Source organism: Chitinophaga rhizophila, from assembly GCF_019492185.1.
Classification (GTDB): domain Bacteria; phylum Bacteroidota; class Bacteroidia; order Chitinophagales; family Chitinophagaceae; genus Chitinophaga; species Chitinophaga rhizophila.
Genome location: NZ_JAICCF010000005.1, coordinates 425981 through 450677 on the forward strand (window position 1 = coordinate 425981; position 24697 = coordinate 450677).

General features: G+C 45.6%; 25 protein-coding genes. 5 read left to right on the forward strand and 20 right to left on the reverse strand.

The genetic code is table 11. The features are described from left to right. Positions 1-23: 23 nt before the first annotated feature. Positions 24-836: a hypothetical protein gene (locus tag K1Y79_RS26015; RefSeq protein WP_220253141.1), complete on the reverse strand. Its 813-nt coding sequence runs from the start codon at positions 834-836 to the stop codon at positions 24-26. A gap of 134 nt (positions 837-970) precedes the next feature. On the opposite strand from K1Y79_RS26015, the gene K1Y79_RS26020 reads away from it, so the two are divergent. Both K1Y79_RS26020 and K1Y79_RS26025 read left to right on the forward strand, forming a co-directional pair. Next, positions 971-1906, forward strand: coding sequence for a CheR family methyltransferase (locus K1Y79_RS26020; RefSeq protein ID WP_236059847.1), 936 nt, complete (start codon positions 971-973; stop codon positions 1904-1906). Further along, positions 1903-2469: a chemotaxis protein CheB gene (locus K1Y79_RS26025; protein ID WP_220253142.1), complete on the forward strand. Its 567-nt coding sequence runs from the start codon at positions 1903-1905 to the stop codon at positions 2467-2469. Before K1Y79_RS26020 ends, K1Y79_RS26025 begins: the two co-directional genes overlap by 4 nt. A gap of 4 nt (positions 2470-2473) precedes the next feature. Here the strand turns inward: K1Y79_RS26025 and K1Y79_RS26030 are convergent, their stop codons facing one another. The 4 genes from K1Y79_RS26030 to K1Y79_RS26045 form a co-directional block, all read right to left on the reverse strand. Next, positions 2474-4054, reverse strand: a complete 1581-nt coding sequence (locus K1Y79_RS26030; protein ID WP_220253143.1) for a hybrid sensor histidine kinase/response regulator — start codon at positions 4052-4054, stop codon at positions 2474-2476. Positions 4055-4210: 156 nt separating this feature from the next. Then, entirely contained in the window at positions 4211-8830 is a 4620-nt protein-coding gene (locus K1Y79_RS26035; RefSeq protein WP_220253144.1) for an efflux RND transporter permease subunit, read from the reverse strand. 135 nt (positions 8831-8965) lie between these two features. Continuing rightward, entirely contained in the window at positions 8966-10081 is a 1116-nt protein-coding gene (locus K1Y79_RS26040) for an efflux RND transporter periplasmic adaptor subunit (protein ID WP_220253145.1), read from the reverse strand. Between the two features lie 157 nt (positions 10082-10238). Beyond that, positions 10239-10664: a hypothetical protein gene (locus K1Y79_RS26045; protein ID WP_220253146.1), complete on the reverse strand. Its 426-nt coding sequence runs from the start codon at positions 10662-10664 to the stop codon at positions 10239-10241. A gap of 283 nt (positions 10665-10947) precedes the next feature. On the opposite strand from K1Y79_RS26045, the gene K1Y79_RS26050 reads away from it, so the two are divergent. Then, on the forward strand, positions 10948-11655 hold the full coding sequence (locus K1Y79_RS26050; protein WP_220253147.1) for a hypothetical protein: 708 nt from the start codon (positions 10948-10950) through the stop codon (positions 11653-11655). Between the two features lie 45 nt (positions 11656-11700). Continuing rightward, positions 11701-12222: a hypothetical protein gene (locus K1Y79_RS26055; RefSeq protein ID WP_220253148.1), complete on the forward strand. Its 522-nt coding sequence runs from the start codon at positions 11701-11703 to the stop codon at positions 12220-12222. Positions 12223-12300: 78 nt separating this feature from the next. On the opposite strand, the gene K1Y79_RS26060 is transcribed toward K1Y79_RS26055, so the two are convergent. The 11 genes from K1Y79_RS26060 to K1Y79_RS26110 form a co-directional block, all read right to left on the reverse strand. Beyond that, a complete protein-coding gene (locus K1Y79_RS26060; protein WP_220253149.1) occupies positions 12301-12723 on the reverse strand; it encodes an SH3 domain-containing protein in 423 nt (140 codons plus the stop codon). Positions 12724-12741: 18 nt separating this feature from the next. After that, positions 12742-13248 (reverse strand): BON domain-containing protein, encoded by a 507-nt coding sequence (locus tag K1Y79_RS26065; protein WP_220253150.1) that lies wholly within the window; start codon positions 13246-13248, stop codon positions 12742-12744. Positions 13249-13290: 42 nt separating this feature from the next. Next, positions 13291-13812 (reverse strand): hypothetical protein, encoded by a 522-nt coding sequence (locus tag K1Y79_RS26070; protein ID WP_220253151.1) that lies wholly within the window; start codon positions 13810-13812, stop codon positions 13291-13293. A gap of 374 nt (positions 13813-14186) precedes the next feature. After that, a complete protein-coding gene (locus K1Y79_RS26075) occupies positions 14187-14504 on the reverse strand; it encodes an iron-sulfur cluster assembly protein (protein WP_220253152.1) in 318 nt (105 codons plus the stop codon). Further along, positions 14501-14947: a SufE family protein gene (locus tag K1Y79_RS26080; RefSeq protein ID WP_220253153.1), complete on the reverse strand. Its 447-nt coding sequence runs from the start codon at positions 14945-14947 to the stop codon at positions 14501-14503. The genes K1Y79_RS26075 and K1Y79_RS26080 overlap by 4 nt, the downstream gene beginning before the upstream one ends. Before the next feature lie 8 nt (positions 14948-14955). Next, a complete protein-coding gene (locus K1Y79_RS26085) occupies positions 14956-16203 on the reverse strand; it encodes an aminotransferase class V-fold PLP-dependent enzyme (protein WP_220253154.1) in 1248 nt (415 codons plus the stop codon). 95 nt (positions 16204-16298) lie between these two features. Then, the gene (gene sufD, locus K1Y79_RS26090; protein ID WP_220253155.1) at positions 16299-17618 is read right to left on the reverse strand and encodes a Fe-S cluster assembly protein SufD; all 1320 of its coding nucleotides are present in this window, start codon (positions 17616-17618) and stop codon (positions 16299-16301) included. 14 nt (positions 17619-17632) lie between these two features. Next, positions 17633-18397 (reverse strand): Fe-S cluster assembly ATPase SufC, encoded by a 765-nt coding sequence (gene sufC / locus K1Y79_RS26095; protein WP_089814446.1) that lies wholly within the window; start codon positions 18395-18397, stop codon positions 17633-17635. Positions 18398-18440: 43 nt separating this feature from the next. Then, a complete protein-coding gene (sufB, locus tag K1Y79_RS26100) occupies positions 18441-19886 on the reverse strand; it encodes a Fe-S cluster assembly protein SufB (protein WP_220253156.1) in 1446 nt (481 codons plus the stop codon). Between the two features lie 46 nt (positions 19887-19932). Continuing rightward, on the reverse strand, positions 19933-20262 hold the full coding sequence (locus K1Y79_RS26105) for a HesB/IscA family protein (protein ID WP_220253157.1): 330 nt from the start codon (positions 20260-20262) through the stop codon (positions 19933-19935). 56 nt (positions 20263-20318) lie between these two features. Further along, complete coding sequence (locus K1Y79_RS26110; RefSeq protein WP_220253158.1) at positions 20319-20900, reverse strand: NADPH-dependent FMN reductase; 582 nt, start codon at positions 20898-20900, stop codon at positions 20319-20321. 92 nt (positions 20901-20992) lie between these two features. Here K1Y79_RS26110 and K1Y79_RS26115 point away from each other — a divergent pair, with 92 nt between their 5' ends. Beyond that, positions 20993-21655 carry a helix-turn-helix transcriptional regulator gene (locus K1Y79_RS26115; protein ID WP_220253159.1) on the forward strand — a complete coding sequence of 221 codons (663 nt, stop codon included), beginning with the start codon at positions 20993-20995 and terminating at the stop codon, positions 21653-21655. Positions 21656-21981: 326 nt separating this feature from the next. Here the strand turns inward: K1Y79_RS26115 and K1Y79_RS26120 are convergent, their stop codons facing one another. From K1Y79_RS26120 to K1Y79_RS26135, 4 genes are all read right to left on the reverse strand, one after another. Further along, positions 21982-22395, reverse strand: a complete 414-nt coding sequence (locus tag K1Y79_RS26120) for an EamA family transporter (RefSeq protein WP_220253160.1) — start codon at positions 22393-22395, stop codon at positions 21982-21984. 2 nt (positions 22396-22397) lie between these two features. Continuing rightward, positions 22398-22889, reverse strand: coding sequence for a GNAT family N-acetyltransferase (locus K1Y79_RS26125; protein WP_220253161.1), 492 nt, complete (start codon positions 22887-22889; stop codon positions 22398-22400). Between the two features lie 129 nt (positions 22890-23018). Continuing rightward, entirely contained in the window at positions 23019-23573 is a 555-nt protein-coding gene (locus tag K1Y79_RS26130; RefSeq protein ID WP_220253162.1) for a GNAT family N-acetyltransferase, read from the reverse strand. Positions 23574-23582: 9 nt separating this feature from the next. Next, positions 23583-24686 (reverse strand): AI-2E family transporter, encoded by a 1104-nt coding sequence (locus tag K1Y79_RS26135; protein ID WP_220253163.1) that lies wholly within the window; start codon positions 24684-24686, stop codon positions 23583-23585. Positions 24687-24697: the final 11 nt, after the last annotated feature.

Below are 24697 nucleotides of genomic sequence, written 5' to 3' on the forward strand. Positions count from 1 at the left end.
TGTTTCTTATTACGTGTTGACCTTTACCAGGTCCATTCCAGCTCAGTTATGATGGATTCGCCACCAGCTGCATATGTTGTAGTAATCTGCCTGGGGTATGCTGCTTCGTTATACGCATAGGTATAACGGTTTACAATATTCCCGTTGCCCGTAACCGGTGTGATGGTTTCTGTTACAATATTATTTGCGGAGAGATTTACCGCTGCTATATCTACCATATAAGCCAGTACCGGAATGCTTTGTTGAGCGTTGGGATGATTATCGTAGGTATATGTAGTAGTGGAACTTAGTGTGAAAGGCAGTTTTCTATTTACACGTCCCATATTTTCTATCTGTACGATATTGCCTTTATTATCCCAGGTATAATGCTGGCAACTATTGTTTTCAAATGCAATTCCATCCTGCGTCTCAATGAACGAATACCGTGCAGTAATCTTACCTGTATTGTTATAGGCGAGCGAGTCATAACCGTGTACCTGACCATGCAGGTAGTAGACAATTCTTCGGATGTTGCCCTTGTCTGCATATTCATAGGCGGCAAACAGGGTAGGTGCGTGTGAAGACTCATCGTCTGTTACGTATGTTTTAACCAGTTTCCCGTTCTTATAAACAGGAATACGGGTAGTGGTATAGCTACCTTCTGCTGTTTTGTAAATAGTCAGCAGTTCTGAGACGCTTTTATCAGCATTGTAGGAGATAAGTGTCTTGTCTGTTGACGTAGTAATAGCAAGCAATCGCATTTTTCCTTTGTCTGGGGGATAATGGAATGCACTGACAGTAATACCTGTCAGCATTAAGGCCGTAGCAATACAGCCTCTGATAATGTTAAGTGGCATAAGTTGGCATTAATCCGGTACGGAATATAAACTCTAAAGCATCACGATGACAAGGCTTACTAAAAATAGTAACTGCCTATTATCTACGATGAATGCTGGCCGTTGGATTTAGGTAGTTTGCTAACAACAGCCTGTTGTTTGACTTAATATCCCAATATGAGCCCATTCTGGTATATGACTATGGAAATGCCAGAAAACTTTGCGAACTTACAGCGGCAAAACAGAACGACTACGCAATGATGGATAGCCTACGCCATTTGAAGGATGAGGATGTTTTAGTACTGTTAAATGACCTGCTGGAGCAGTATGGATATGACTTTACGGATTACTCGTTTGCCTCGGTGAAACGCAGATTACAGCGTGTCTATAGTGCAGGCAGATTTCCTAGTTTTGCTGAATTTCGGTACCGGGTGAAGTCTGATCCAGACTATCTTATTTACCTGATGGAGCAGATTACAGTCAATGTAACAGAAATGTTCAGAGACCCTCATTTTTTTGAACTGCTGCGTAAACAGGTATTGCCTGTGCTGGCCACCTATCCGTTAATCCGTATATGGCATGCTGGCTGCTCGACAGGAGAGGAGGTGTATTCCATGGCTATCCTGCTGAATGAATTGAATCTGCTTCATAAGTCAGTGATCTATGCGACAGATATTAATGAGAGTGTGCTGGAAAAGGCGCGTAAAGGTATATTTCCGCTACAGCATATGCAGCAGTACTCGCAAAACTACATGGCTTCGGGCGGTCAGCAGGAGTTTTCAGGCTACTATGCCGCTAACTATGAATATGCGAAGTTCTCAGAGCGGCTGCGTGAAAAGATCATCTTCGCTGCACATAACCTGGTGACAGATCATTCCTTCAATGAGTTTCAGCTGATTATCTGCAGGAATGTACTGATTTATTTTAATAAAGACTTACAGGACAAGGTATTGCATCTGTTTAGTGATAGTCTGGAGCAATTAGGGTTCCTGGCGCTTGGAGCAAAGGAAACGCTCAGGTTTACAACAGTAGCCCCATTGTTTAAACCATTTGCAAACAGAGAAAAGATCTGGAGAAAAATATCAACATGACCTCTCTACCCAAACTGCTGGTTATAGGCGGTTCCGCAGGCAGTCTGAATGTACTGCTGCAATTATTACCAACACTAGATCCCCGATGGCCACTGGCAATGATCATTGTTTTACATCGCAAAAACGATAATGATGCGCTGCTGGCAGAGTTGTTATCGGCCAAAACACTGCTACCTGTAAAAGATGCTGAAGAGAAAGATGTGTTGGCACCGGGAAGTATCTATATAGCTCCTTCCGATTACCACTTGCTTATAGAACCGGATGGATCCCTGACGCTCGATGCTTCTGAAAAAGTACATTATAGCCGTCCGAGCATTGACGTAACTTTTATGTCTGCAGCCGAGGTATTTACCAATCGGCTATACTGCATACTCTTATCGGGTGCGAATGTGGACGGCGCTGAAGGCTTACAGACCGTCCGGGAATTGGGTGGTTTCACTGCTGTGCAGGATCCCACTGAGGCAGAGGTATCATTTATGCCTAAGTATGCGTTGAATACAGTAGGTGTTGATAAGGTGCTGGGAATCCGTGAGATGATTGCCTTTGTACAGTCGTTACGTTAACCTGTTACACAAGTACCTGCTTTTGCTCTAATGGTAATACAATAATGAAGGTGGCGCCTTCATTCTCCTTACTGCTGGCCCCAATAATGCCCTGGTGTCGTTCTACCACCTTTTTAGCGATAGCTAGACCAATACCAGTACCTTCGTATACCTCATGGCTGTGTAATCGCTGGAATAGTGTAAATATCTTTGGTAGATACATTTCATTAAATCCAATACCATTATCACTGATTGTTATACGGCAATACTGCCCGTTTTCATCATGGATGCTGTCAAACTCCCGGTCTCTGACACGTTCCGCCTGTATATGAATACAAGGAGCTACGCCCGGACGGCTGAATTTCAGGGCGTTGCTGATAATATTCTGCAATGCTTGTCTGATCTGGCCGGGTACGGCTTCTAATAGTGGAAATTCGCTGGCAGTGATCTCTGCACAGGCATCTCTGACAGATAGCTCAAGATCTGCCAGTATTTCCCTGATAATTAGGTTAATGTCTACTGGTTCGAAGGAGACATCGGCAGAGAGCCTTGAGTAACGGAGCAGGTCATTGATCAGACGCGTCATTCGCTCAGAGGAGCTGACAATGCGCTCCATATATTGCATAGCATCTGGATTACCGCCTATGTGCCGGTCACGGAGAATGGTACCAAATAGCTGGATTTTGCGAAGTGGCTCCTTAAGATCGTGTGAGGCTACGGAAGCAAACTGTTGCAATTCATGGTTACTGGCCTCAAGCGCCTGGTTCATTTCCTGCAGCTCTTGAGTACGTTCTACTACTCTTTGTTCAAGAATTTCGTTTGCCTGTTTTTGGTGGGCAATGTCTGTAAAGGTGCCAATCCATTTTATAATTTGTCCATCTTCCTCCAGGGGAATTGCCCTGAGAAGGTGGCAACGGTAGTGGTTATGTAGGCGATGAAGCAGATATACCTCTTTTTCCAGCGGCAAGCCGGCCTGGATCGCCTGCTCCCATACGCCGACAGGTTCACGGTCATCATTAAAAGTAACCGGAAACTGGCTAAGAGAAGGGGAGTAATGGAACCAGAAGCGGTTAGCGTATTCCACAGCGCCGTCAGCCCTGGCAGTAAAGGCTACCTGGGGCAATGATTCGAGAATGGAGTGTTGCTCCTGAACTTTTGCATTTAATGCAGCCTGGGCACGTTTACGTACTTCCACTTCCTGCTGAAGGGAGGCATGCATAACCTGTAGTTGTCTGTTCTGTTCATATAACTTAATGAAGGTTTTCACCTTCATCAGTAGTATATCCGGATCAACAGGTTTGGTGATATAATCCAATCCGCCGGAAGCATAGCCTTTGGCAATAAATTTTTTATCTTTATTGACAGCTGAAAGAAAAAGAATAGGTACATCTTTTGCCTTGCTATATCCTGAAATCGTCTCAGCTACCTCAAAGCCGTCCATACTGGGCATCTGGACGTCCAGTATGATCAGTGCGTAGTTGTTTCTAAGGATCTTCTTCAATGCTTCTTCTCCGGAAGACGCCGTATCAACTTCAAAATCATGTAATTCTAAAATCTTCCGCAGGGATAGGATGTTTTCCGGCTTATCATCTACAATTAATATCATTCTTATTTAATATAAATGGCCATAGGGATACCTCAAAAATCGTTCCGCCCGGGTATATTTATGCAAAATGCGGATGTGTGAATGTCGAATAATTGAGTTTCTTATTCGTACATTCCCACACCCGCATTGTATATCTGGTAGCTAAGCTACTGACAATTATTGTCTTCCGCCACCTAATGCTCTGTAGAGAGTAATGGCCCCCAGTAGCAGGTCTTTCTTACTGCCAGCTAATGCCAGTTCTGCTTCCAGTACACTTTTTTGTGCAGTAATCACCTCCAGGTAATTGGCATAACCTGTGGCGTAAAGGTCATTAGCTGTGGAAACGCCAGCTCTCAGCATATCTACTTCTGCTTCTTTCAAAGCAAATGCTTCCTGTCCGTTTTTCAGTTTGCCCAGAGCGGTGATCACTTCCTGATAACCATTAATAATGCTTTGTCTATATTGATAAAAGGCCGTCATACCTGCCGCTGTGGTCACATTGTATTGTGAACGCAGCTGTTGCCTGTTCAGGATCGGAGCAGATAATCCCCCAAGTACACCGTAAGCTAAAGAAGCAGGTGTGTTAAACAGCAATCCGGCATTAAATGAATTAAAGCCCAAATAAGGAGTGATGTTCAGCGAGGGAAGGAAATCTGCTTTGGCTGCTTTTATATCTGCTTTAGACGCTGCCAGTTCCAGCGATGCTTGTTGAATGTCTGGTCTTAATGCCAGCATACCAGCAGGAACGCCGGTTTTTGCAAATGTAGGCAGCGGTGTATTGAGTAGGGAAGAATCCCTTTTAATGGTTTGCGGGAAACGTCCCAGCAGTGCGTTGAGCTGGTTTTCCAGTTCAAGCGTCTGTTGTCTGAGGTTCAGCGCCAGGCTCCTTGTATTCAGCAGCTGAGCATTGAATTGCTGAACAGCCAGGAGTGTAGCACGACCAGCTTCCTGCTGTATCTGCACCGTGGCCAGGGCCGACTCCTGCAACAGGATGTTTCTCCGAATTACCTGTTGTTCGTAATCCAGCGCCATCAGCTGATAATACATACCTGCCACCTGTGACACCAACTGAGTTATAACTAGCTGGCGACCTTGTTGACTTGAAAGGAATCGCAAAGATGCGGCTTTTTTCCGGCTGCGCATTTTGCCCCATAGGTCGAGTTCCCATGAGCTGCGCAAGCCGGCAAAGTAATCAGGTGTAGGTCCAGGTATTTTTCGTTTGTCATCAATATTAGGAGAGAGGTTGGTATCGAAGTTACCGACCCCGTTCAATGTATAGTCACCCCAACGGTCAACGCCGGCACTTATTACCGCATTGAGCTGCGGTTGCCATGCCCGGCTCGAAGCCATAAGCTGTGCACGCACCGTCTCCATACGCTGGGTGGCGATCAGCATGTCCGTATTCTGACGAAGCGCTGAATCCAGCAGCTGCTGTAACAGCGGGTCTGTAAAGAATTGTTTGTATGACAGCTGAGCAATACTGCTGCTATCGGCGATTACTGCAGTACTATCAGTGATGGCGGCTGTATTGGTACTATCTCCTGGCGCAGCGAATGTCTCAGGTGGTGCAGGTGCTTCCGGGATAGTCACCTTTGATGGCGAATAACAACCGGATAATCCTGCTGTAAGAACACCTGCGATCAATAATATGCTCATAGCACCGGCTACTTTAGGAGTCTGTAAATTGACCTTCTTTTTACCGATAGAAGCAAACAAGACAAAAAGCCCCGGAATGATCACTACACCGAAGATAGTCCCGATTAACATACCTCCTGCAGCCGCAGTGCCAATAGAGCGGTTACCCATAGCGCCCGCGCCACTGGCTACGCACAACGGTATCAGACCAGCGATGAATGCAAAAGAGGTCATCAGGATTGGGCGCAAACGTGATACAGCACCCTCTTTCGCTGCTTCCAGCACAGAGAGGCCTTGTTTAGTACGAAGGATCGCAAATTCTACAATCAAGATTGCGTTTTTACCCAATAAACCAATCAGCATCACAAGCGCCACCTGTGCATAAATGTTGTTCTCAAGTCCTGCCATTTTTAATGTGATAAAGGCCCCGAATATACCCGCGGGAAGTGACAATATCACTGGTAGCGGTAACAGGAAACTTTCATATTGCGCAGCCAGCAGCAGGTATACAAACAGCAGGCAAAGTGCAAATACATATACCGCCTGGTTACCTGACAATATCTGTTCTCTCGTCATACCGCTCCATTCAAAAGCATAACCACGGGGTAGCGACTTAGCCGCTACTTCCTCAATGGCTTTGATGGCGTCGCCGCTACTAAAACCTGGAGCTGCATCACCATTGATCATGGCAGCAGTGTACATGTTGTACCGGGTAAGCTGCTCTGGTCCGTATACTCTTTCCATTTTGATGAAGTTAGAGAATGGCACCATCTCTCCTGCATCATTTTTCACGTACAGGTGCATCACATCTTCCGGTTTTGTACGGTAACGTGGGGATGCCTGAACCATCACTTTGTACATTTGTCCGAAACGTATAAAGTTGGAAGCGTAAAAGCTACCCAGCAGTGTTTGCAGCGTGGACATTGCATTTTCTACACTGACACCTTTCTTTGCCGCCATAGCCTGGTCCACATGGATCATGTATTGTGGGAAGTCAGGGTCAAAGCTGGTAAATGCACTACCTATTTCAGGACGCTTCTTTAGCTCATTGATAAAGTTATTAGTTACGTCAGAGGTTTGCCTCAGATCTCCACTTCCCGTACGGTCCAATACACGTAGCTCAAAACCGCTGGAGTTACCAAAACCGGGTACAGTAGGAGGAGGGAAAAATTCTATACTAGCATCGGCAATATTCCTTGTTTCCTTTTCCAGCGCAGCTATGATTTCTTTCACAGAACGCTCACGCTCTTCCCAGGGCTTCAGGTTGATCATACCCATGCCGTAAGATGCCCCGGCAACATCGTTTACAAGGCTGAATCCAGCAAGTGTAGATACTGATTCTCCTTCCGGCAGATTGGCAGCTACCTGCTGTACTTCATCAAGAACTGCTTCGGTACGGGCAACAGTTGCACCTGCTGGCGTTGTTACGTTTACATAGATCATACCCTGATCCTCAGAAGGAATAAAACCACCTGGTAGTATGGCACTTGCTCCCCATGTAGCGGCAAAGAATACCAGCATTAATACAATGGTGATCATCTTACGTCCTGCAATGTAGCCAACCAGCGTGGCATATTTACGTTCTGTCTTGTTGTATCCAAAATTGAACTTATCGAAGAAGCGCTGTAACAGGTTTTTTCGTTTGCCGGTAGTATCATGATGGCGTAACATAATAGCGCAAAGTGCAGGCGTCAGGGTTACTGCATTGATACCTGATATCACAATGGCAATAGCCAGTGTCAGCGAGAACTGCCGGTAGAATACCCCCACTGGACCTGACAGGAAGGCCACCGGTACAAACACTGCTGACATTACCAGTGTAATGGCTACCAGTGCGCCACTGATCTCTCTCATAGCTGCGATAGTAGCTTCCATTGCCGGCATATGCGTTTCCTGCATTTTCACGTGCACAGCCTCGACGACGACAATGGCGTTATCGACGACTATCCCAATTGCAAGTACCAGTGCAAATAGTGTCAGCAGGTTGATCGAGAATCCGAGCATCTGCATGAAACACAAGGTACCGATCAGTGCTACCGGCACAGCCAGTGCAGGGATCAATGTAGACCGGAAATCCTGCAGGAAGAGGTATACAATAATAAATACTAATATAAATGCTTCTACGAGGGTTCTTAATACTTCATGGATGGAAGCATCCAGGAACCTTGATACGTCATAGTTAAAGTTATAGCTCATGCCCGGCGGGAAAGAACTTGTCTGCAGCTCTGCCATACGTTTTTTAACGTTGGCAATTACTTCCTGGGCATTGGAGCCTGGACGCTGCTTCATCATGATAGATGCTGATGGTTTACCATCCGTTTTAGACACCATGCCGTAGCTAAGAGCGCCGAAGGTAACGTCAGATACATCTTTCAACTTGAGTACTGAACCATCTGGGTTTGCTCTGAGGATGATATTCTCATATTGTGCAGGGTCGAAGAATTTACCCGTATAACGTAATACGTACTGTAATACCTGTGGGTCATTGTCGGCGCTTTCCCCTGTTTTACCAGGAGCCGCTTCAATATTCTGCTTACGGATGCCTGCAATTACTTCATCGGCAGACAGGTTATAAGCAAGCATACGATCTGGTTTCAACCAGACACGCATAGCATATTCTTTTGCACCCATGATCTCTGCGAAACCTACGCCATCAATCCTCTTCAGTTCCTGTAATACGTTAATATCAGCAAAGTTGTAGATAAACTGTTCATTCAGCGTGGTGTCTTCACTCATTACATTGAGGTAAAGCAGCATACTGTTCACCTCTTTTTCAGTGGTTACACCTGCTTTAATCACCTCTTCGGGTAATTCATCGATGATGGTAGCTACGCGGTTCTGTACATTCACTGCCGCCTGATCGGGGTCAGTACCTACGTTGAAGAACACTTGTATGAGGGTAATACCGTTATTACTTGAAACGGAAGACATATAGGTCATTCCGGGCACACCGTTAATGGCACGTTCCAGCGGTGTTGCAACCGCTTTCGCACATACCTCGGCATTTGCACCTGTATATTTTGCAGTTACCGTCACCGATGGAGGAACGATGTCCGGGAATTGTGTAACTGGTAAGGTAAATAAAGCCAGCAAGCCAAGCAGAACAATGATCAAGGAGATCACGAGCGACAATACTGGTCGTTTTATAAAAGTATCAAACATAAAACAGTGTAATAAAAAATGAAAAATCTACTCCCGGCTGAAGAGCCGGCATCAGCAATTACTGCAGCATACGCATATGACCGTCAGCACCACACCTTGTACAGTGTGTGAATGTGCTTTAGATGCACAATCGTCTTACAGCGCCTTGATACTATCAAGTGTTATAGCTGCAGGATTGATCTTCATCCCGTCCCGCAGGTTACGTACACCCTCGTATACTACTCTGTCGCCTTCATTCAATCCGGACTGTACGATGTAACAGTTAGCCAGTCTGGCACCTGGTACAAAGTTTTTCATTTTTACCTGGTTGGTTTTGTCCAGGACGAATACATAGTTTTTGTCTTGCATCTCAAACACGGCTTTCTGTGGCAGCAGCATTGCATCGCTCATCTCATTGCTCAGCAATACTTTACCGCTGGCACCGTGTTTTAATAAAGCCTGTGGGTTAGGGAAGCGGGCTCTAAAAGCAATAGACCCTGTAGTTTCTTCAAATTCACTTTCTATAGTTTCTACTTTTCCGGCATATTGATAATCTGTACCATCAGCCAGCACAAGTCTTACTTCAGGATGTTCTTTTCCTTTGTTAGACCTGCTGTGTTGAAGGTATTCCGTCTCTGATACGTTGAAGTAGGCATACACTTCCTTGATATCGGATACGGAGGTGAGCAGTTCTCCTTCGCCTATGAGACTTCCGGTTTTAGAAGGTATTCTATCAATATATCCGTCGAATGGTGCACGAATAACTGTATAAGACAGCCTGGTGGCAGCATTGGCTTCTGCTGAGCGTGCCTCTTCTATCCTGGCATTTGCCGCAGCCAATTTTGCTTTGGCTACCTCTACCTCGCTCTTTGCGATTACTTTTTTGTCTACCAATACTGTCACACGGTCCAGTTCCAGTTGCATGCCTTTCGCCTCTGCAATAGCGCTACTAAGTGCAGCTTTAGCTTTCGTCAGTTCAGAGCGATATTCTTCGTCATTCAGCGAGAACAGGAGTTGCCCCTGCTGAACACGTTGCCCTTCATCCACATAAATCTTATTCAGGAAGCCATTAACACGTGCACGTATTTCCACATTACGTACCGCCTGTATATCGGCTACGTAGTTTTTGTGAAGAACGGTATCACAAAGCGACAATTGCAGAACGGGATAAGTGTTTAATTCTGATTCATTGTTCATTTTCTCACCTCTGGTAATACAACCACCGAGGGCAGCGCTCATTGCCAGTATATATATCGTATTTGACGTTCGCATGATAGGAGTGAATAGTTTAACAGGACCATCTCAGAATGGTCCGTATTGCATGAATACACACAGCTCCAGCCGACAAGCAATAATAGGCTGCCAGCTGTTTAGCAGCTGTATGTTATTTTGTAAAAAACGGGTACGTTGTAGAAAAGGGTTAAACTATTCAGAAAGGCGTATACCTCGACAGAAAACTGTAATAGGCGGGCAGAAAAGCATGTTGCTGCTGATACACCCCAGTCTTGTTTTCCTGCTTAGGTATATAAAATTCAAGATTATGTTCCAGTTGCGAAAACCGGGTAGTGTAGCTGGATTGTTGAGTGGTAGTATTGAGATAATATCTTTTCTTCCGTGGAACTTTGGTAACTCTCAGGAACACATACATGTCATCGTCCGGTTCCTCTATACCCAGGTCTTCACTGTCAATGCAGCGGATGTGGATCTTCTCATGGTCGAAAAGGCGCTCAAAGCAGATGCTTTTCTTCAACGGCGATTTAGCGTACACGACGCCGGCGTGGCCTGTAATCAGGCCACATATCAGCAGGGAATATATCAAAAACCTGCGCATGATATGCTTTGTCGTGAGTTCCATGAATTAAGTCCACCCTTAAGTTGGTATCACAAATATAAAAATCATGGTTGCTTATTCCAAATGTCGATTTGACGAACGGCAAAAATTTATTATTTGTTAATGCCTTTACCTTCATTTTTTGTAGCATTTTTTCCCCATTTAAGCTGCAGAATGACACGTCATTTTGTATGTGCACCTAAGCGGAGTGCCGTTCAGGCACATTCCTTGTTTGGATTTATAATGAACACATTATGAGACACATTAGAAATTTTGTCAGATTGATAAAAAACTAAAAGAAGATTGTATGAGACCCATTATTTATTTACTGTTGATTGGTGGTATCGCTTGTAATTCTCCTATGAAAAATGGCCAGGAGATGTCTGACTCCAATAATACACAGGAGGATGCAACAGAGAATGCGGCAAATAGCTCAAGTGAGAATGCCAGTGGCGGTACTGCGAATGCAGGTAGCGGAATGGCTCCGGGAGAGGAGAACTCAAATGTCACAAAAGGCGGAAACGAGCCCGTTTCTAATTTACTCCGCTTTAAAGATCACAAATATGCTATTGTCTCCAAGGGAGATGGTTCCGGACGTTCTATCACTATTGCTGATACAGACACACGCATAGATTCTTTAAAGGCGGATAGTACAACCCTGCATGATGTAAAAGGTATGCTGGAAAAGACGGCAATTGAAGATCTGAACAATGATAAGAACCCTGAAATCTACATGTTCACCTATTCACAGGGTACTGAGCGTACAGGTAGTGTATACGGTGTAACTTACGAGAATGGTAAGGCTATAAGGATATTTTCAGGCGATATTGACAACCCAGAATTAAAAGGTTATCGCGGCAGAGATTCATTCTACATTCAAAAGCCTCACGTGGTACGCTCTTACCCTGTATATGGAGAGACTGATACTGATGCAACTCCTTCCGGTGGTAAACGCGTTATCAAATATAAGCTGACTAAGCAGGCGAATGGCTATATGCTTAAAGAAGCAAAGTAGCCGCTGCCCAGGCATTACTTTACTGTAACTATAACAGCGTTTATTATGGATTGTGATACTGAAAACTTACTATGGGGCCTGGCAGGGCTGATTGTGGGCGCTTCGCTGGTACGTATATTCAGCGTATATTTCAGCCGGTTTTTCAGAAGAGGAAAGGTCAGGCTGCAGGAAAAGCGACTGATCCTATATGGGCATGATACCCAGTATTCGCTGATAAGAAGCGGATATACCATAGCCCGGGCGGAAATCGTCCTGAAGTTCTTTAACACCTCTGCGATAACAAAGACCGTAACGGATATAGCTATTGCCGGCAGATTCAGTCTCACCAGGTTCATGGTGAAGTTTGAAGGCAATCCTTTACCGCCAGGGATCAACGTAGAAGGTAAAAAGAGTGTTGAACGTCGCTACGGAGGTCTTATCATTCCTGGGACCAAGGTTAATCTTTTACGCCAGGAAGACTTTCATGTAGTGGTAAATTATAAAGTCGGCGATCGTACGTTCCAGGAAACTTTCACGCCGGAAGAACTTGAAGTTAAAGATATACAGATAGGGACTGTGCTGAACTGAAATTGCTGCTGTATATTACGTATAAAGCCGGATGGAATCCCATCCGGCTTTATTATTAATAGTTTGTTACTATCAGGTTTATTCAACGGGTTTCAGATACTGCGCATGCGCATATCCTTCCTGACCGTCTTTTGTCCTGATCAGCCACCATTGATCACTGTGTTTACTGATCAGGGTCACAATCTCAGCATGCGCTGCTTTCCCGATAATAGGTTCGTCAGTCCCCGGACCTCTCCTTACGTTGAGATTAGATGATTGTGTGATGACTTCCAGTTTAGCTCCTTCAACAGCTGTAGCTACCTGTATGTCCATGACAACATCTCCGCTGAGATAATTTGGATCAATCTTACCATAAATACTCCACAAATTGTCTTTTACGGAGCCGGTAGGAGCTTCTCCACTGATGTGCAGTACGCCTTCCCGTTCATTCACCTGAAGATTGTTTGTACCGGCAGATCTGGCGGTATCAATCAGTTCTTTGTATTTGTCCTGTAATGACATACCAATGAATTTAGAAGGTTATTTTACTTTCAGACCTGATGCATCAACTCTTTTAGGATGCAGGCCATCCAGCGCCTGTTTCAGTGTTTTCCATTTTGCTGCAGATAATTCTCCGGTAACCGTAATTACGCCGGCTTCCACTTTTACATTAGCGCCAGGGAAGTCTTTTGTAATATCGGCAACACCGGTACGAAGTGCTTCATCAGCAGGATTTGCCATTGCAGCTGTATCTGTAGCTACAGGCGCGGGGGCGGCAGGAGGAGTTACCATAATGTTATTGGTAATACTCTTTACGCCTTCTACGCCGGCTACGGCCGTTTCTGCTGAAGCTCTTGCCGCTTCGTCCGGTGCATTACCTGCTAATGTAACTACACCGTCTTTTACATCTGCAGTTACCTCAGGCATGGTACTGAGTTGTTCTGTTACTTTAGTCTGAATCTGTGAATCAGAAGGTTTTCCTTTACAGGCAACCATGGCAGCGAGGGCCAGACAGAGGATAGCAGTACTCAAGTGTTTGTTTCTCATAATTATCGATTGGAGTTGTTAGAAATCGTCCGGGGAATGTACTTATCTGAACATCTTCTTCAGATCGTTCAGGTCAACATCGCCATCTCCGTCTTTGTCAAGACCAAGTTTACCACCGATGTTGCTGATAGTGTTTTGCAGATTACCGCCGCCCAAAGCACCGCCTAAATTGCCGCCAGCAATGGATGACAGAATATCCTGGATATTAAACCCACCACCTGCAGCTTGTCCGGCACCAGCTTGTCCGCCTCTCAGCGCACTTAATACTGCTGGAATCAGGGTTGCTGCAATACTTGCAGCTGTTGCACTATTGATGCCAAACTTCTCCATAATGTTGCCGGCGAAGTTCTGCTGAATGTTTTGTGTAACAGGATGATCAGCAGATTGAAGGGCTTCATTCACCTGCTGTGTCTCTCCATTGGCATTCAGCTGACCAAACTTGGAAAGAATGGAATTTTGTGCTTCTGCTATCACGCCGTCATTGTACTGATTAGGTACTTGTGGATTGTTGATGACAGATTGCAGACCACTTTGTTGAATCAGTTGTGTTAATTGTTCTAACATAAATGAGTTTTATAAGGTAAATAAGAATGACAAAGGTATGGAACCATTTAACAATCTTAACGACCGGTTGGTTCAAAGCAAATATGTAGCCAGACAATTAAGAATCAGCAATAAGAAAATAGTATTTATATATTGAGTGTAGCGGCTTCAGGTGCGGAAAAGGCCAACGTAATGTGCAGAAATGAGATCTCTGAGAGCAGCAGGAAAGGGGAGTAACAGGGCTATTAACACATACTTCAAACAAAAAAAATCAGGAACTAATTATTGAAACTCTTGCGAAGCTATCCGCATATTCCAATATTTAGTTCCTGTTATTAAATCAATATTCCGGAAACAACGCATCAACTACCATAAGTTCCGGACATCTATTCTATTTACATAAATCCGAGTTCCAGCCGCGCTTCCTCACTCATCATTTCTTTATTCCACGGTGGATCAAAGGTAAGGGTGACATCCACATCAGAGACATCTTCGATAGCTCTGACCTTTTCATCAACTTCACGAATGATGTCGCCGGCTACCGGGCAACCCGGCGCTGTCAGCGTCATGATGATACCAATACGGTTGTTGTCACCAATTCTGATCTCGTAGACAAGGCCCAGCTCAAAGATATTTACCGGAATCTCCGGGTCATATACAGTGCGCAGCACTTCTTCAATCCGGTCGCGTAGTGTCATTGTATTTTCGCTCATAGTTCTGTGCCATTTTTTTGTGATTGAGATTTCGCCTCATACGCTATTGCGTATAGCTTTATCTGTTTAAGCATACTCAGTAGCCCGTTGGAGCGGGTAGGAGAGAGGTGATTGCTTAAACCGATAGCATCTATGAAATATATTTCAGCTGCTGCAATATCTTTAGGCGTTTGTCCGGAGAAAACCGTGATCATCAGGCTAACCAGCCCTTTGGTAATTACGGCGTCGCTGTCTGCTGTAAATATCAGCTTACCGTCCTGCATGTCGGTGTGCAGCCATACCTGCGACTGACATCCTTTGATCAGGTGATCCGGTGTTTTATATTTTTCGTCAATCAGCGGAAGTTCCTTACCCAGTTGAATAATATGTTCGTATTTATCCATCCAGTTCTCCATAAAGGAGAAGTCTGATATCAGCTCGTCCTGTTTTTCTTTGATAGTCATAATCCTGGTTATCTTAACATAGCGGCGGCTTTTTTAATACCGGCCACTAATCTGTCTATATCTTCAAAGGTTGTATATACGGCAAATGAAGCGCGTACAGTACCAGGAATGCAGAAGAAGTCCATTACTGGTTCTGCACAATGGTGACCGGTACGGATAGCGATACCCTGTTTGTCCAGCAATTCACCCAGATCGTACGGGTGGATATCCTGTATCAGGAAAGAGATAGCGCCAGAGCGGTTGCGTGGGTTACCGATAAAGCGTAGTCCATCTATCTGCTGGAATTGCTGCATTGCATATTCCACCAGTTGTTCTTCCCATGCCTGTATATTTTCAACACCGATCTGCTGTACGTATTTGATAGCTGCTTCCAGTCCGATAGCGCCACTGATATCGGGGGTACCTGCTTCAAATTTATAAGGCAGAACGTTATAAATAGTTTTTGCGAAGGTAACTGTTTTGATCATGTCGCCACCACCCTGGTAAGGCGGCAGACGGTCTAACCATTCTTCTTTACCATAGAGTACGCCGGAGCCGGTAGGTCCGTAGATCTTATGGCCTGAGAATACCAGGAAGTCTACATCCAGTTCCTGCACATCTACCGGCATATGCTGAACAGCCTGCGCTGCATCCAGCAACACCGGAATATTGCGTGCGTGTGCCTGGGCAATAATATCGCGTACAGGATTAACGGTACCGAGTGCGTTGGACACGTAGGTAACTGCGACGATCTTCACTTTATCTGTCAGTAATGCGCTGAATTGGTCCATCATCAGCTCTCCTTTATCATCCATAGGGATGATCTGAAGTGTAGCGCCACGGTCTTCGCACATCATCTGCCAGGGAACGATATTGGAGTGGTGCTCCATAGCGGAGGCCAGTACCACATCGCCTGGTTTTATCTCGCCACGGCCGAATGCGTAGGCGATCAGGTTGATACCATCGGTAGTACCTTTGGTAAAGATAATCTCTTCGGGTTTACGTGCGTTCAGGAATCCGGCAATGGTCTTACGGGAGTTTTCGTAAGCATTGGTAGCTTCCTGGCTCAGGTGGTGTACACCTCTGTGTACGTTACTGTTGATGCGGGTGTAGTATTCTATCAGCGTATCCAGTACAACTTGCGGTTTCTGGGTAGTGGCCGCGTTGTCGAGGTATACGAGTGGTTGGCCGTATACTTTCTCCTGTAACAGCGGGAAGTCCTTTCTGATCTTTTCTACATCTATTGCCGGAACAGTAGTATCTGGTACGTGTTGCATAATACTCTATTATTTATCATTCGTCTCTGAAGCATCAGAGGTCATCCGGGATGAACCTGGATGACCTCGTGCAAAGATCGGAATTTCTGATCGAATTAATTATTTATAGCGCCGGCTACATACTGGCGGATCTTATCTGCGAGGAAATCCTGTAATGCCGGTATGTGTACCTGGTCGGTAATATCAAATGCAAATGCATTCACCAGCAGTGATTTGGCGGCTTCTTCACCTATACCACGGGAACGCAGGTAGAAGAGAGACTCTTCACTGAAGCGACCTACGGTAAAACCGTGGCTGCACTTCACATCATCTGCGTATATTTCCAGCTGTGGCTGAGAGTTGATGTTAGCCTTTTCGCTCATCAGCAGGTTATTATTCTGCTGGAAAGCGTTTGTTTTCTGCGCATCCTGGTGTACATGGATTTTGCCGGTGAATACGCCATTAGCGTCGTCCAGCAGTACGCCCTTGTACAGCTCATTACTGTTACAGTTTGCCACCAGGTGATCCACAAAGGTGTGGTTATCAACATGCTGAGAGCCTGTAGCCAGGTAGAGGCCGTGCAGATTAGTTTCCGTATTACTACCTGTCAGCGCTACGCTGAGGTTATTACGGGTTAGTTCTGCAGATGGCAGGGTAAAGTTAAAGTGATGATAGCGGCTGTCTGCTTTCTGAGTAGCAGAAGTATGATAGATGTGGCGGCTGTTTTTAATGGTGCTCTGGATATTGTAATGCCAGAGTTCCGCATTTTCTTCCAGTACCACTTCAGTCACTCCGTTTACAAAAGTGATTGCAGCATCGTTCAGGCCGATGGCGCTTTCAATGATCTCCAGCGTAGCGCTCTTATGCAGCAATACCAGGTGGCGTGGCTGAATGAAAGCGTTAGCAGAAGCTGTATATACGTGAATGATATGGATTGGTTTATCCAGGGCGGCATTAACGCCTGCCTCTATAAAGAGACCATCAGCAAACAACGCCGCATTCAGTGCAGCGAAAGGCTGCGACTGCAGGTGCGGGTGTTTGTCAAACCATGCCTGCAGCTGTGTATTGCCTGCTGCATCGCTGATTTTTGAAACGGTAATTTTGCCACCGGATGGGAGCGTAGACAGGTTAGCCTGCAGGCGTCCGTTCACCAGTACAGCGCGGTAGCTGTCCAGTTGAGGGATACCGGCATTGCTGAGCTGCTCTGCTGTTACAGCGCCCTGCTCTTCCTGTGCCAGGGTAAAAGCGTCTTTCAGAAAGCGCTGTATGTTAGTATAGCGCCATTCTTCAGTTTTAACGGTAGGCAGTCCCAGTTCCTTGAAGCGGCTGAAAGCCAGCTTGCGCGCAGGCATGATTGCGTTATCTGCATCCACTTTCTGCTCCGGTCCGGGTACCCCGTTGGATATAAATTCGTAAAATGATTTATCGCTCGTCATGGTTTCTTATTGCGTTATACAGATTCTTTCTGGTGTACCTCTTCTTTCAGCCAATCGTAGCCTTTTTCTTCCAGCTCCAGCGCCAGTTCTTTGGTGCCGGTCTTTACGATCTGACCATTATACAGTACGTGTACAAAGTCAGGCACGATGTATTCCAGCAAACGCTGGTAGTGGGTAATAACCATAAAAGCCTTATCTGCATTGCGCAATTTGTTTACGCCCGCAGCAACAATACGGAGTGCATCGATATCCAGGCCGGAATCAGTTTCATCCAGGATCGCTAATTTCGGATCGAGCATAGCCAGCTGGAATACTTCATTCCTCTTTTTCTCACCACCGGAGAAGCCTTCGTTCAGAGAACGGTTCATCAGATTAGCATTAAAATCTACCAGCTGTTGCTTTTCTTTCGTCAGCTTCAGAAATTCTTTGGATTCCAGCGGAGGCAGATTGTGGTAAGTTCTGATCTCATTCAAGGCAGTCTTGAGGAAGTGCAGGTTGGATACACCCGGGATTTCTACCGGATACTGAAACGCCAGGAAAAGGCCTTCACGTGCACGATCTTCCGGAGAAAGGTCCAGCAGGTTCTTTCCTTCGAAGATCACTTCACCTTCTGTTACAGTATAATTTTCACGACCCGCTAACACAGAAGACAATGAGCTCTTTCCTGAGCCGTTAGGGCCCATGATGGCGTGCATTTCACCTTTCCTGATTTCCAGGTTGATGCCTTTCAGGATCTTTTTACCGTCTACTTCTGCGTGCAGATTTTTAATCGTCAGCATGATTGTATGTTTCTCTGTTGTTTTTGCTTTGTAAATTGTTTTATTATCCTACGCTACCTTCCAGTGTGATAGAAAGCAGTTTGCGCGCTTCTACGGCAAACTCCATTGGCAGCTGGTTCAGTACTTCCTGCGCGTAACCATTTACGATCAGTGCTACTGCTTTTTCTGTTTCTATACCCCGTTGATTGAGGTAGAAAATCTGGTCTTCCCCGATCTTGGAAGTAGTTGCTTCGTGTTCAACGGTAGCAGTACTGTTCCTTGACTCAATATACGGGAAGGTGTGTGCGCCACAACGATCACCTATCAGCAGGGAGTCGCACTGGGTAAAGTTACGTGCATTAGCTGCGCGTGGCCCAACCTGTACCAGTCCACGGTAAGTATTATCGCTGTTTCCTGCGGAAATACCTTTGGAGATGATACGGCTGCGGGTGTTACGGCCCAGGTGATAGATCTTCGTTCCGGTATCTGCAATCTGTTTGTTACGGGTTACTGCTACTGAGTAAAATTCACCTTCAGCATCATCACCCTGCAGGATCACACTCGGATATTTCCAGGTGATAGCAGAACCTGTCTCTACCTGTGTCCAGGAAATCTTGCTGCTCTTACCCTTACAGATACCACGTTTAGTCACGAAGTTGTAGATACCGCCGTTACCATCTTTATCGCCAGGGTACCAGTTCTGTACAGTAGAGTATTTAATCTCTGCTTGTTCCAGTGCGATCAGTTCCACTACTGCTGCGTGCAGCTGGTTCTCATCACGTCTGGGAGCGGTACAGCCTTCCAGGTAACTTACGTAGGAATTATCATCAGCAATGATCAGGGTACGTTCAAACTGGCCGGTATTTTCCGCGTTGATACGGAAGTAGGTGCTCAGTTCCATCGGACAGCGTACGCCTTTAGGAATGTATACAAATGAGCCGTCGGAGAATACTGCAGCATTCAGGGCGGCAAAGATGTTATCGGAATGAGGAACGACAGTACCCAGGTATTTCTTCACCAACTCAGGATGCGTCCTTACGGCTTCACCAAATGAGCAGAAAATGATACCCAGTTCGTTCAGTTTTTCTTTGAAGGTAGTAGCAACGGAAACACTGTCAAACACCACGTCTACAGCAACGCCGGCCAGTGCTTTCTGTTCGTTGATAGGAATACCCAGCTTTTCAAAAGTAGCCAGCAGTTCCGGATCAACTTCGTCCAGACTGTTCAGCTGTTTCTTTTTCTTCGGAGCGGCATAATAAGACAGCTTCTGAAGGTCCAGCTCCGGCATCTCAAAATGCTGCCATTTCGGGAACTGCATTTTCTTGAATGCCTGGAACCCTCTCAGACGCCATTCCAGCATCCATTCCGGTTCTTCTTTTTTAGCAGAGATAAAACGGATGGTGTCTTCATTCAGACCCACCGGCGCCATCTCCATCTCAATGTCGGTAGTGAAGCCAAACTCGTATTCCCGGTTGGCTATATCATCTATTATTTCGTTGCTGTTTCTCATTTTCCGAGTTAATTAAGTAATGCAGAAGCCTGTTGGTAATAATTAATTATACCGCGAAGCTTTCCCCACAGCTACAGGTACGGGTAGCGTTAGGGTTATTGAAATAAAGCCCTTTACCATTGAGACCATCTGAATAATCCAGTTCAGTGCCGTACAGGTACAGGAGGCTTTTCATCTGCACCACAATTTTAACACCTTTATCTTCAAAGGTCTGGTCTCCTTCCTGATGATCGTCACTCTCAAATTTCAACACATATTCCAGTCCTGAGCAACCGCCACCTTTTACGCCTACGCGTACGAAAGTACCGGGAGCATGATTCTCCTTGACCATAAGGTCTTTTATATATTCGCCTGCTTTTTCTGATACTGTTATCATTATGCTTCCTTTTATACAGATTTCACCATCGTGTGATTATGCAAGTTGCCTCATTCTCAGAGATTAACATTCACGTTTGCTACCGGCGCTCTTTCACCGATCCGTGCATCCCCTAAGAGAGAGATCATTCTGTCGAACTTGTTCTTGTATGACTGGGTAAATGTTCTCGTCTCCTGGTCATACAGATGTTCTTTCATAATAGGTACTGAAAAAGGCAGTACCCATGCCCTGAGTGCCTTTGCTACCGAATCCATGGCGTTAATCCCCTGCATGGCCTGGGAACCATCCCCCCAGCACACCAAAGCTACAACCTTTCCGGTTAAATAAGGATTACTGAGCTTGCTGGTCATCTCCAGCCAGTCCAACGCATTCTTCATAACGCCGGTCATACTGCCGTGATAAAGCGGAGTGAGCCACACATGCACGTCCGCCTTGCAGAAAGCATCACACATCTTTTTAACGGAATCAGGCATTTCTCCCTTTGGATATGCAAAAAACGGTATATGGCCGTCAACAGGGCTGAACACCTCCGTAGAAAATCCTTTCTGTCGGAATTGCTCCTCGAAGTAGCCCGTCAACTGATTGGCAGTTGTATAAGGGCTGCTGTCCATTGTGCCGTTGAAGATCAAGACGTTCATTGAATGTTCCTCTTTTTTAAGCTGTTGTTCTGGCAACAAATTTTTTTAACTCCTACAAAATTACGACATTTGAGAATAAAACAAGTAATAACTTGGAAAATTATAGACCCATCACAAAAGCAACTGCCGACAAGTTTCTGCAGTTACTGAAGACGAAGGGGCCTCAATCGGCCGCTACGCTGGCAGCCGCATTAGGTATAACAGGAGAGGGTGCCCGGCTTCAGCTGTTGAAGCTGGCCGACGACGGGCTTGTGGTATCGGCTACATCCGCCAGGGGAGTAGGCCGGCCTGTACAGATATGGGATCTTACGCCACTTGGCCATGCCCATTTTCCTGATACTCATGTTGAGCTGACTTTACAATTAATAGAAACTATCCGCCAGGAACTTGGAGAAGCTGCCCTTGAAAAAGTAGTGGCTGCCCGCGAGTACCAGCAGCAGGATAAATATATGAAAGCCATGACCGGTATTACTGGCCTGGCTGAAAGATTAGCCAAATTTGCCAGTATCCGATCCTCCGAAGGCTACCTCGCAGAATGGAAAGCAGAAGAAGATGGCTTTGTTTTCATTGAAAATCATTGTCCTATATGCTGCGCAGCCACTCAGTGTGCTAATATCTGCGAATCAGAACTCAATACCTTCCGCGCACTCATGGGGGAAGACGTGAACGTCAGCCGGGTAGATCATATTATCGCCGGTAACCGCCGCTGTGTATATAAAATAACAAAAGCAACTGCACTGGCAGAAAGCCGGTAGCTAATTGCCATATGTCATAGTTCCAAAGGGTATGTCCAACCAGGACATGCCCTTTGGTTTTTATAAAAATGTGAGTATTCCATTTTGTATCGTCTTCGTCCCTTGTTCGTCCCTTGTTCGTCGCTTGTTCGTCGCTTGTTCGTCGCGTCTTCGTCGCTTGTTCGTCCAAACTATAATTAAAGGCCCTTAGGGGGCATTCGGGACAAAATGGCGTGCGATCCTCAGCAAGGTTTCGATGATCTATTAAAATGATTCTTGTGACAGGAGTTCATAATCAATAACTTGTACGTTATTGGCAGTGGGAATTATTCTAAATTGACCATCCGTCATAAGATCAGCACCAGCGTTCCGGCTATGATCAATCCTGCCCCGATAACTGTCTTAATTGTGAGTACTTCCTGTAAAAAGATGGCCGATAATATAATAGTTAGAGCAACGCTTAACTTATCTACCGGGGCTACCTGGGATACCTTACCCATCTGCAACGCCTTGAAATAAAAGATCCAGGATAATCCGGTAGCCATACCTGACAGCACCAGAAATGTCAGACTGAACCTGGATAAATGCTGCAGTCCTTTGCCCTCTCCCCGGAAAATAACAATTCCCCAGGCCATCAACAGAATAATGACGGTTCTGATGGCCGTCGCCAGGTCAGAATTAACGCCACTGATGCCCACCTTCGCAAAGATGGCTGTCAGCGAAGCAAATAAAGCAGAGAGTAAAGCATATATCCACCACATGATCAGTAGATTCTTTTCCCAAGAATATTCAGACTTCTTTCCACGCCATCCAGTACTGCAATATTGGGCAGGTGCGCCCATTCCTTAAATCCCAGCTGTTCAAACAACCTGAGACTAGGAGCGTTGTGCGCAAAAATGAACCCCAGCAGGGTGTGAACCTTTATTGCCGGACATTGTTCCATGGCATAAGTCAGGATCTTTTTTCCATACCCTTTACCCCGGTGATCTTCATGCAGATAAATGCTGATCTCCGCAGTACCGTCATATGCCGGGCGTCCATAAAAGGATTGGAAACTCGCCCAGCCTATAGTAATGCCGTTGTCCTCGACCATCCATAACGGCCGCTTTTCAGGTGAATGCACATTGAACCACTGCATCCTGCTGTCAACAGTTACGGGTTCTGTATCAGCGGTAACCATCCGGCCCGCAATAGTAGTATTGTAAATAGCGACAATTTCCGGAAGGTCCTCCAGCGTAGCGTTCCTGTAATTCATTAGTGTAATGATCTTCTGATTACAAACGTAATAAAACAGCTGCAATAATTGTACATGGCACTTAATACGATTGACAATGTAACAAGACAATTTCAGCAGGTAAAGGCGTCCGGAAATTTATAGGCGTTGTCAGAACTGCATATCGTATTTGTAGTTCTTCTGCAGCAGACTGGTGACCAGCGCATCTACGAATATTCCCTTCTGATAGAAGGCTTCTTTCATCAGTCCTTCCTGCTCAAAGCCCAGGCGTTGCAGTAGTCTGCAGGAATTGAGATTTGCAGGATCTACATATGCTTCGATCCTGTTGATCTGCATGTCTTCAAAACCAAATTGCAGTAAACGATGAATGCTGTCGGTCATGATACCTTTGCCCCAGTAAGCGGGCAGGAGGTCGTAACCTAGCTCCATTTTATAGTGAGTACGATTGATATGATGGAAGCCACAGGTGCCAATCAGTTCATTACGGCCATTGATGGTCACCGCCCAACGCATGCCTTCTCCGCTGGCCAGCTTTTCTCTGAAAAAAGAGATCAGCTGTACTGCTTCAGAAACATTCGCGAATCGCTCAATATCCATAAAGCGGACAACCTTTTCATGAGAAAAGAGGGAGAAGAGCGCTGCGATGTCTCTTTCATCAATTGCCCGGAGACTGATATCGCCGGTTGTAAGCGTGGGTATTTCCATCGTAACGGTTTATTCACTGACGGGGTTTGGTCCTTTTGGCGTCGCGACCGTTCCGCTCTTTCTTTTTAAAGTCACATCACCCAGCAATATGGCCCAGGGTTGCATGGATTCAATATGCTCAAAGATGATTTTGAGGATAGCGATAAATGGAATAGCGAGGAACATGCCCGGTACGCCCCATATCAGGTTACCGGAGACTACGCCCAGTACAGTTACCAGCGCATTGATTTTCACTTTGGATCCCATAATGCGCGGTAGCAGGATGTTGCTGTCCACAAAATGTACCAGTAATAATCCGGCTCCTACCTGTATAGCAGCTGCCAGTGAACTATTGGTCAGGGTAAGCAGCATACAGAGTATGGTGGCGACGTAAATACCGAAGTAGGGAATGAGATTAAACAACGCTGCCATGATACCGAGCAGTGTGGCATACTTTACACCAAACACCCACAACATTGCACAGTTGACGATGGCAACTACCACCATTTCTATCATCAGTCCGGAGACATATCCCTTGATAATATAGCGTGTCTGCATAACTACATCCAGCAGTTTATCCCGGTGTTTTTCTCTGAATAAACGTATCAGAAAGGTAATGATCAGTGTACGGTAAAATAGCAGGAAGAAGGTATATAACAGTACGAATACAATGAAAATCAACAGAGAGGATAGTGAAAACAGGGTGCTGCTGATAAAGGAAGTTGCGCTGCCCAATGTGCCCATGGCCATCTGTTCGAGGTAATCCATTTGCCTGGCTGCGTCAATATGGAACTTTACGTTTACCCATTTCTGTAAGGAGTCCAGTGATAGCAACAGTTGTTGCTGCAACTGTGGGAAATCCGCCACAAAAGACCCCATTTGTGTTGCCACCAGCAACATTACCCCTACCAGTAAAAAAACGAACAACAGGATAACTGTAAAAGCAGCCATGCCCCGTGAGAAACGCCATTTCTCCAGCTGACTAGCCATGGGTAAGAGCATGATAGCTACCAGTGTGGCAAAAGCCAGGGGAACGATTAACTCATGCCCCAGCCGGGCAATATAAATCAAGAGTATTATGCATAACAGGGTAAACGCCAGCCTGGCATTAAACGGCAGCTTTACTTCATTCATGGACAGATCTA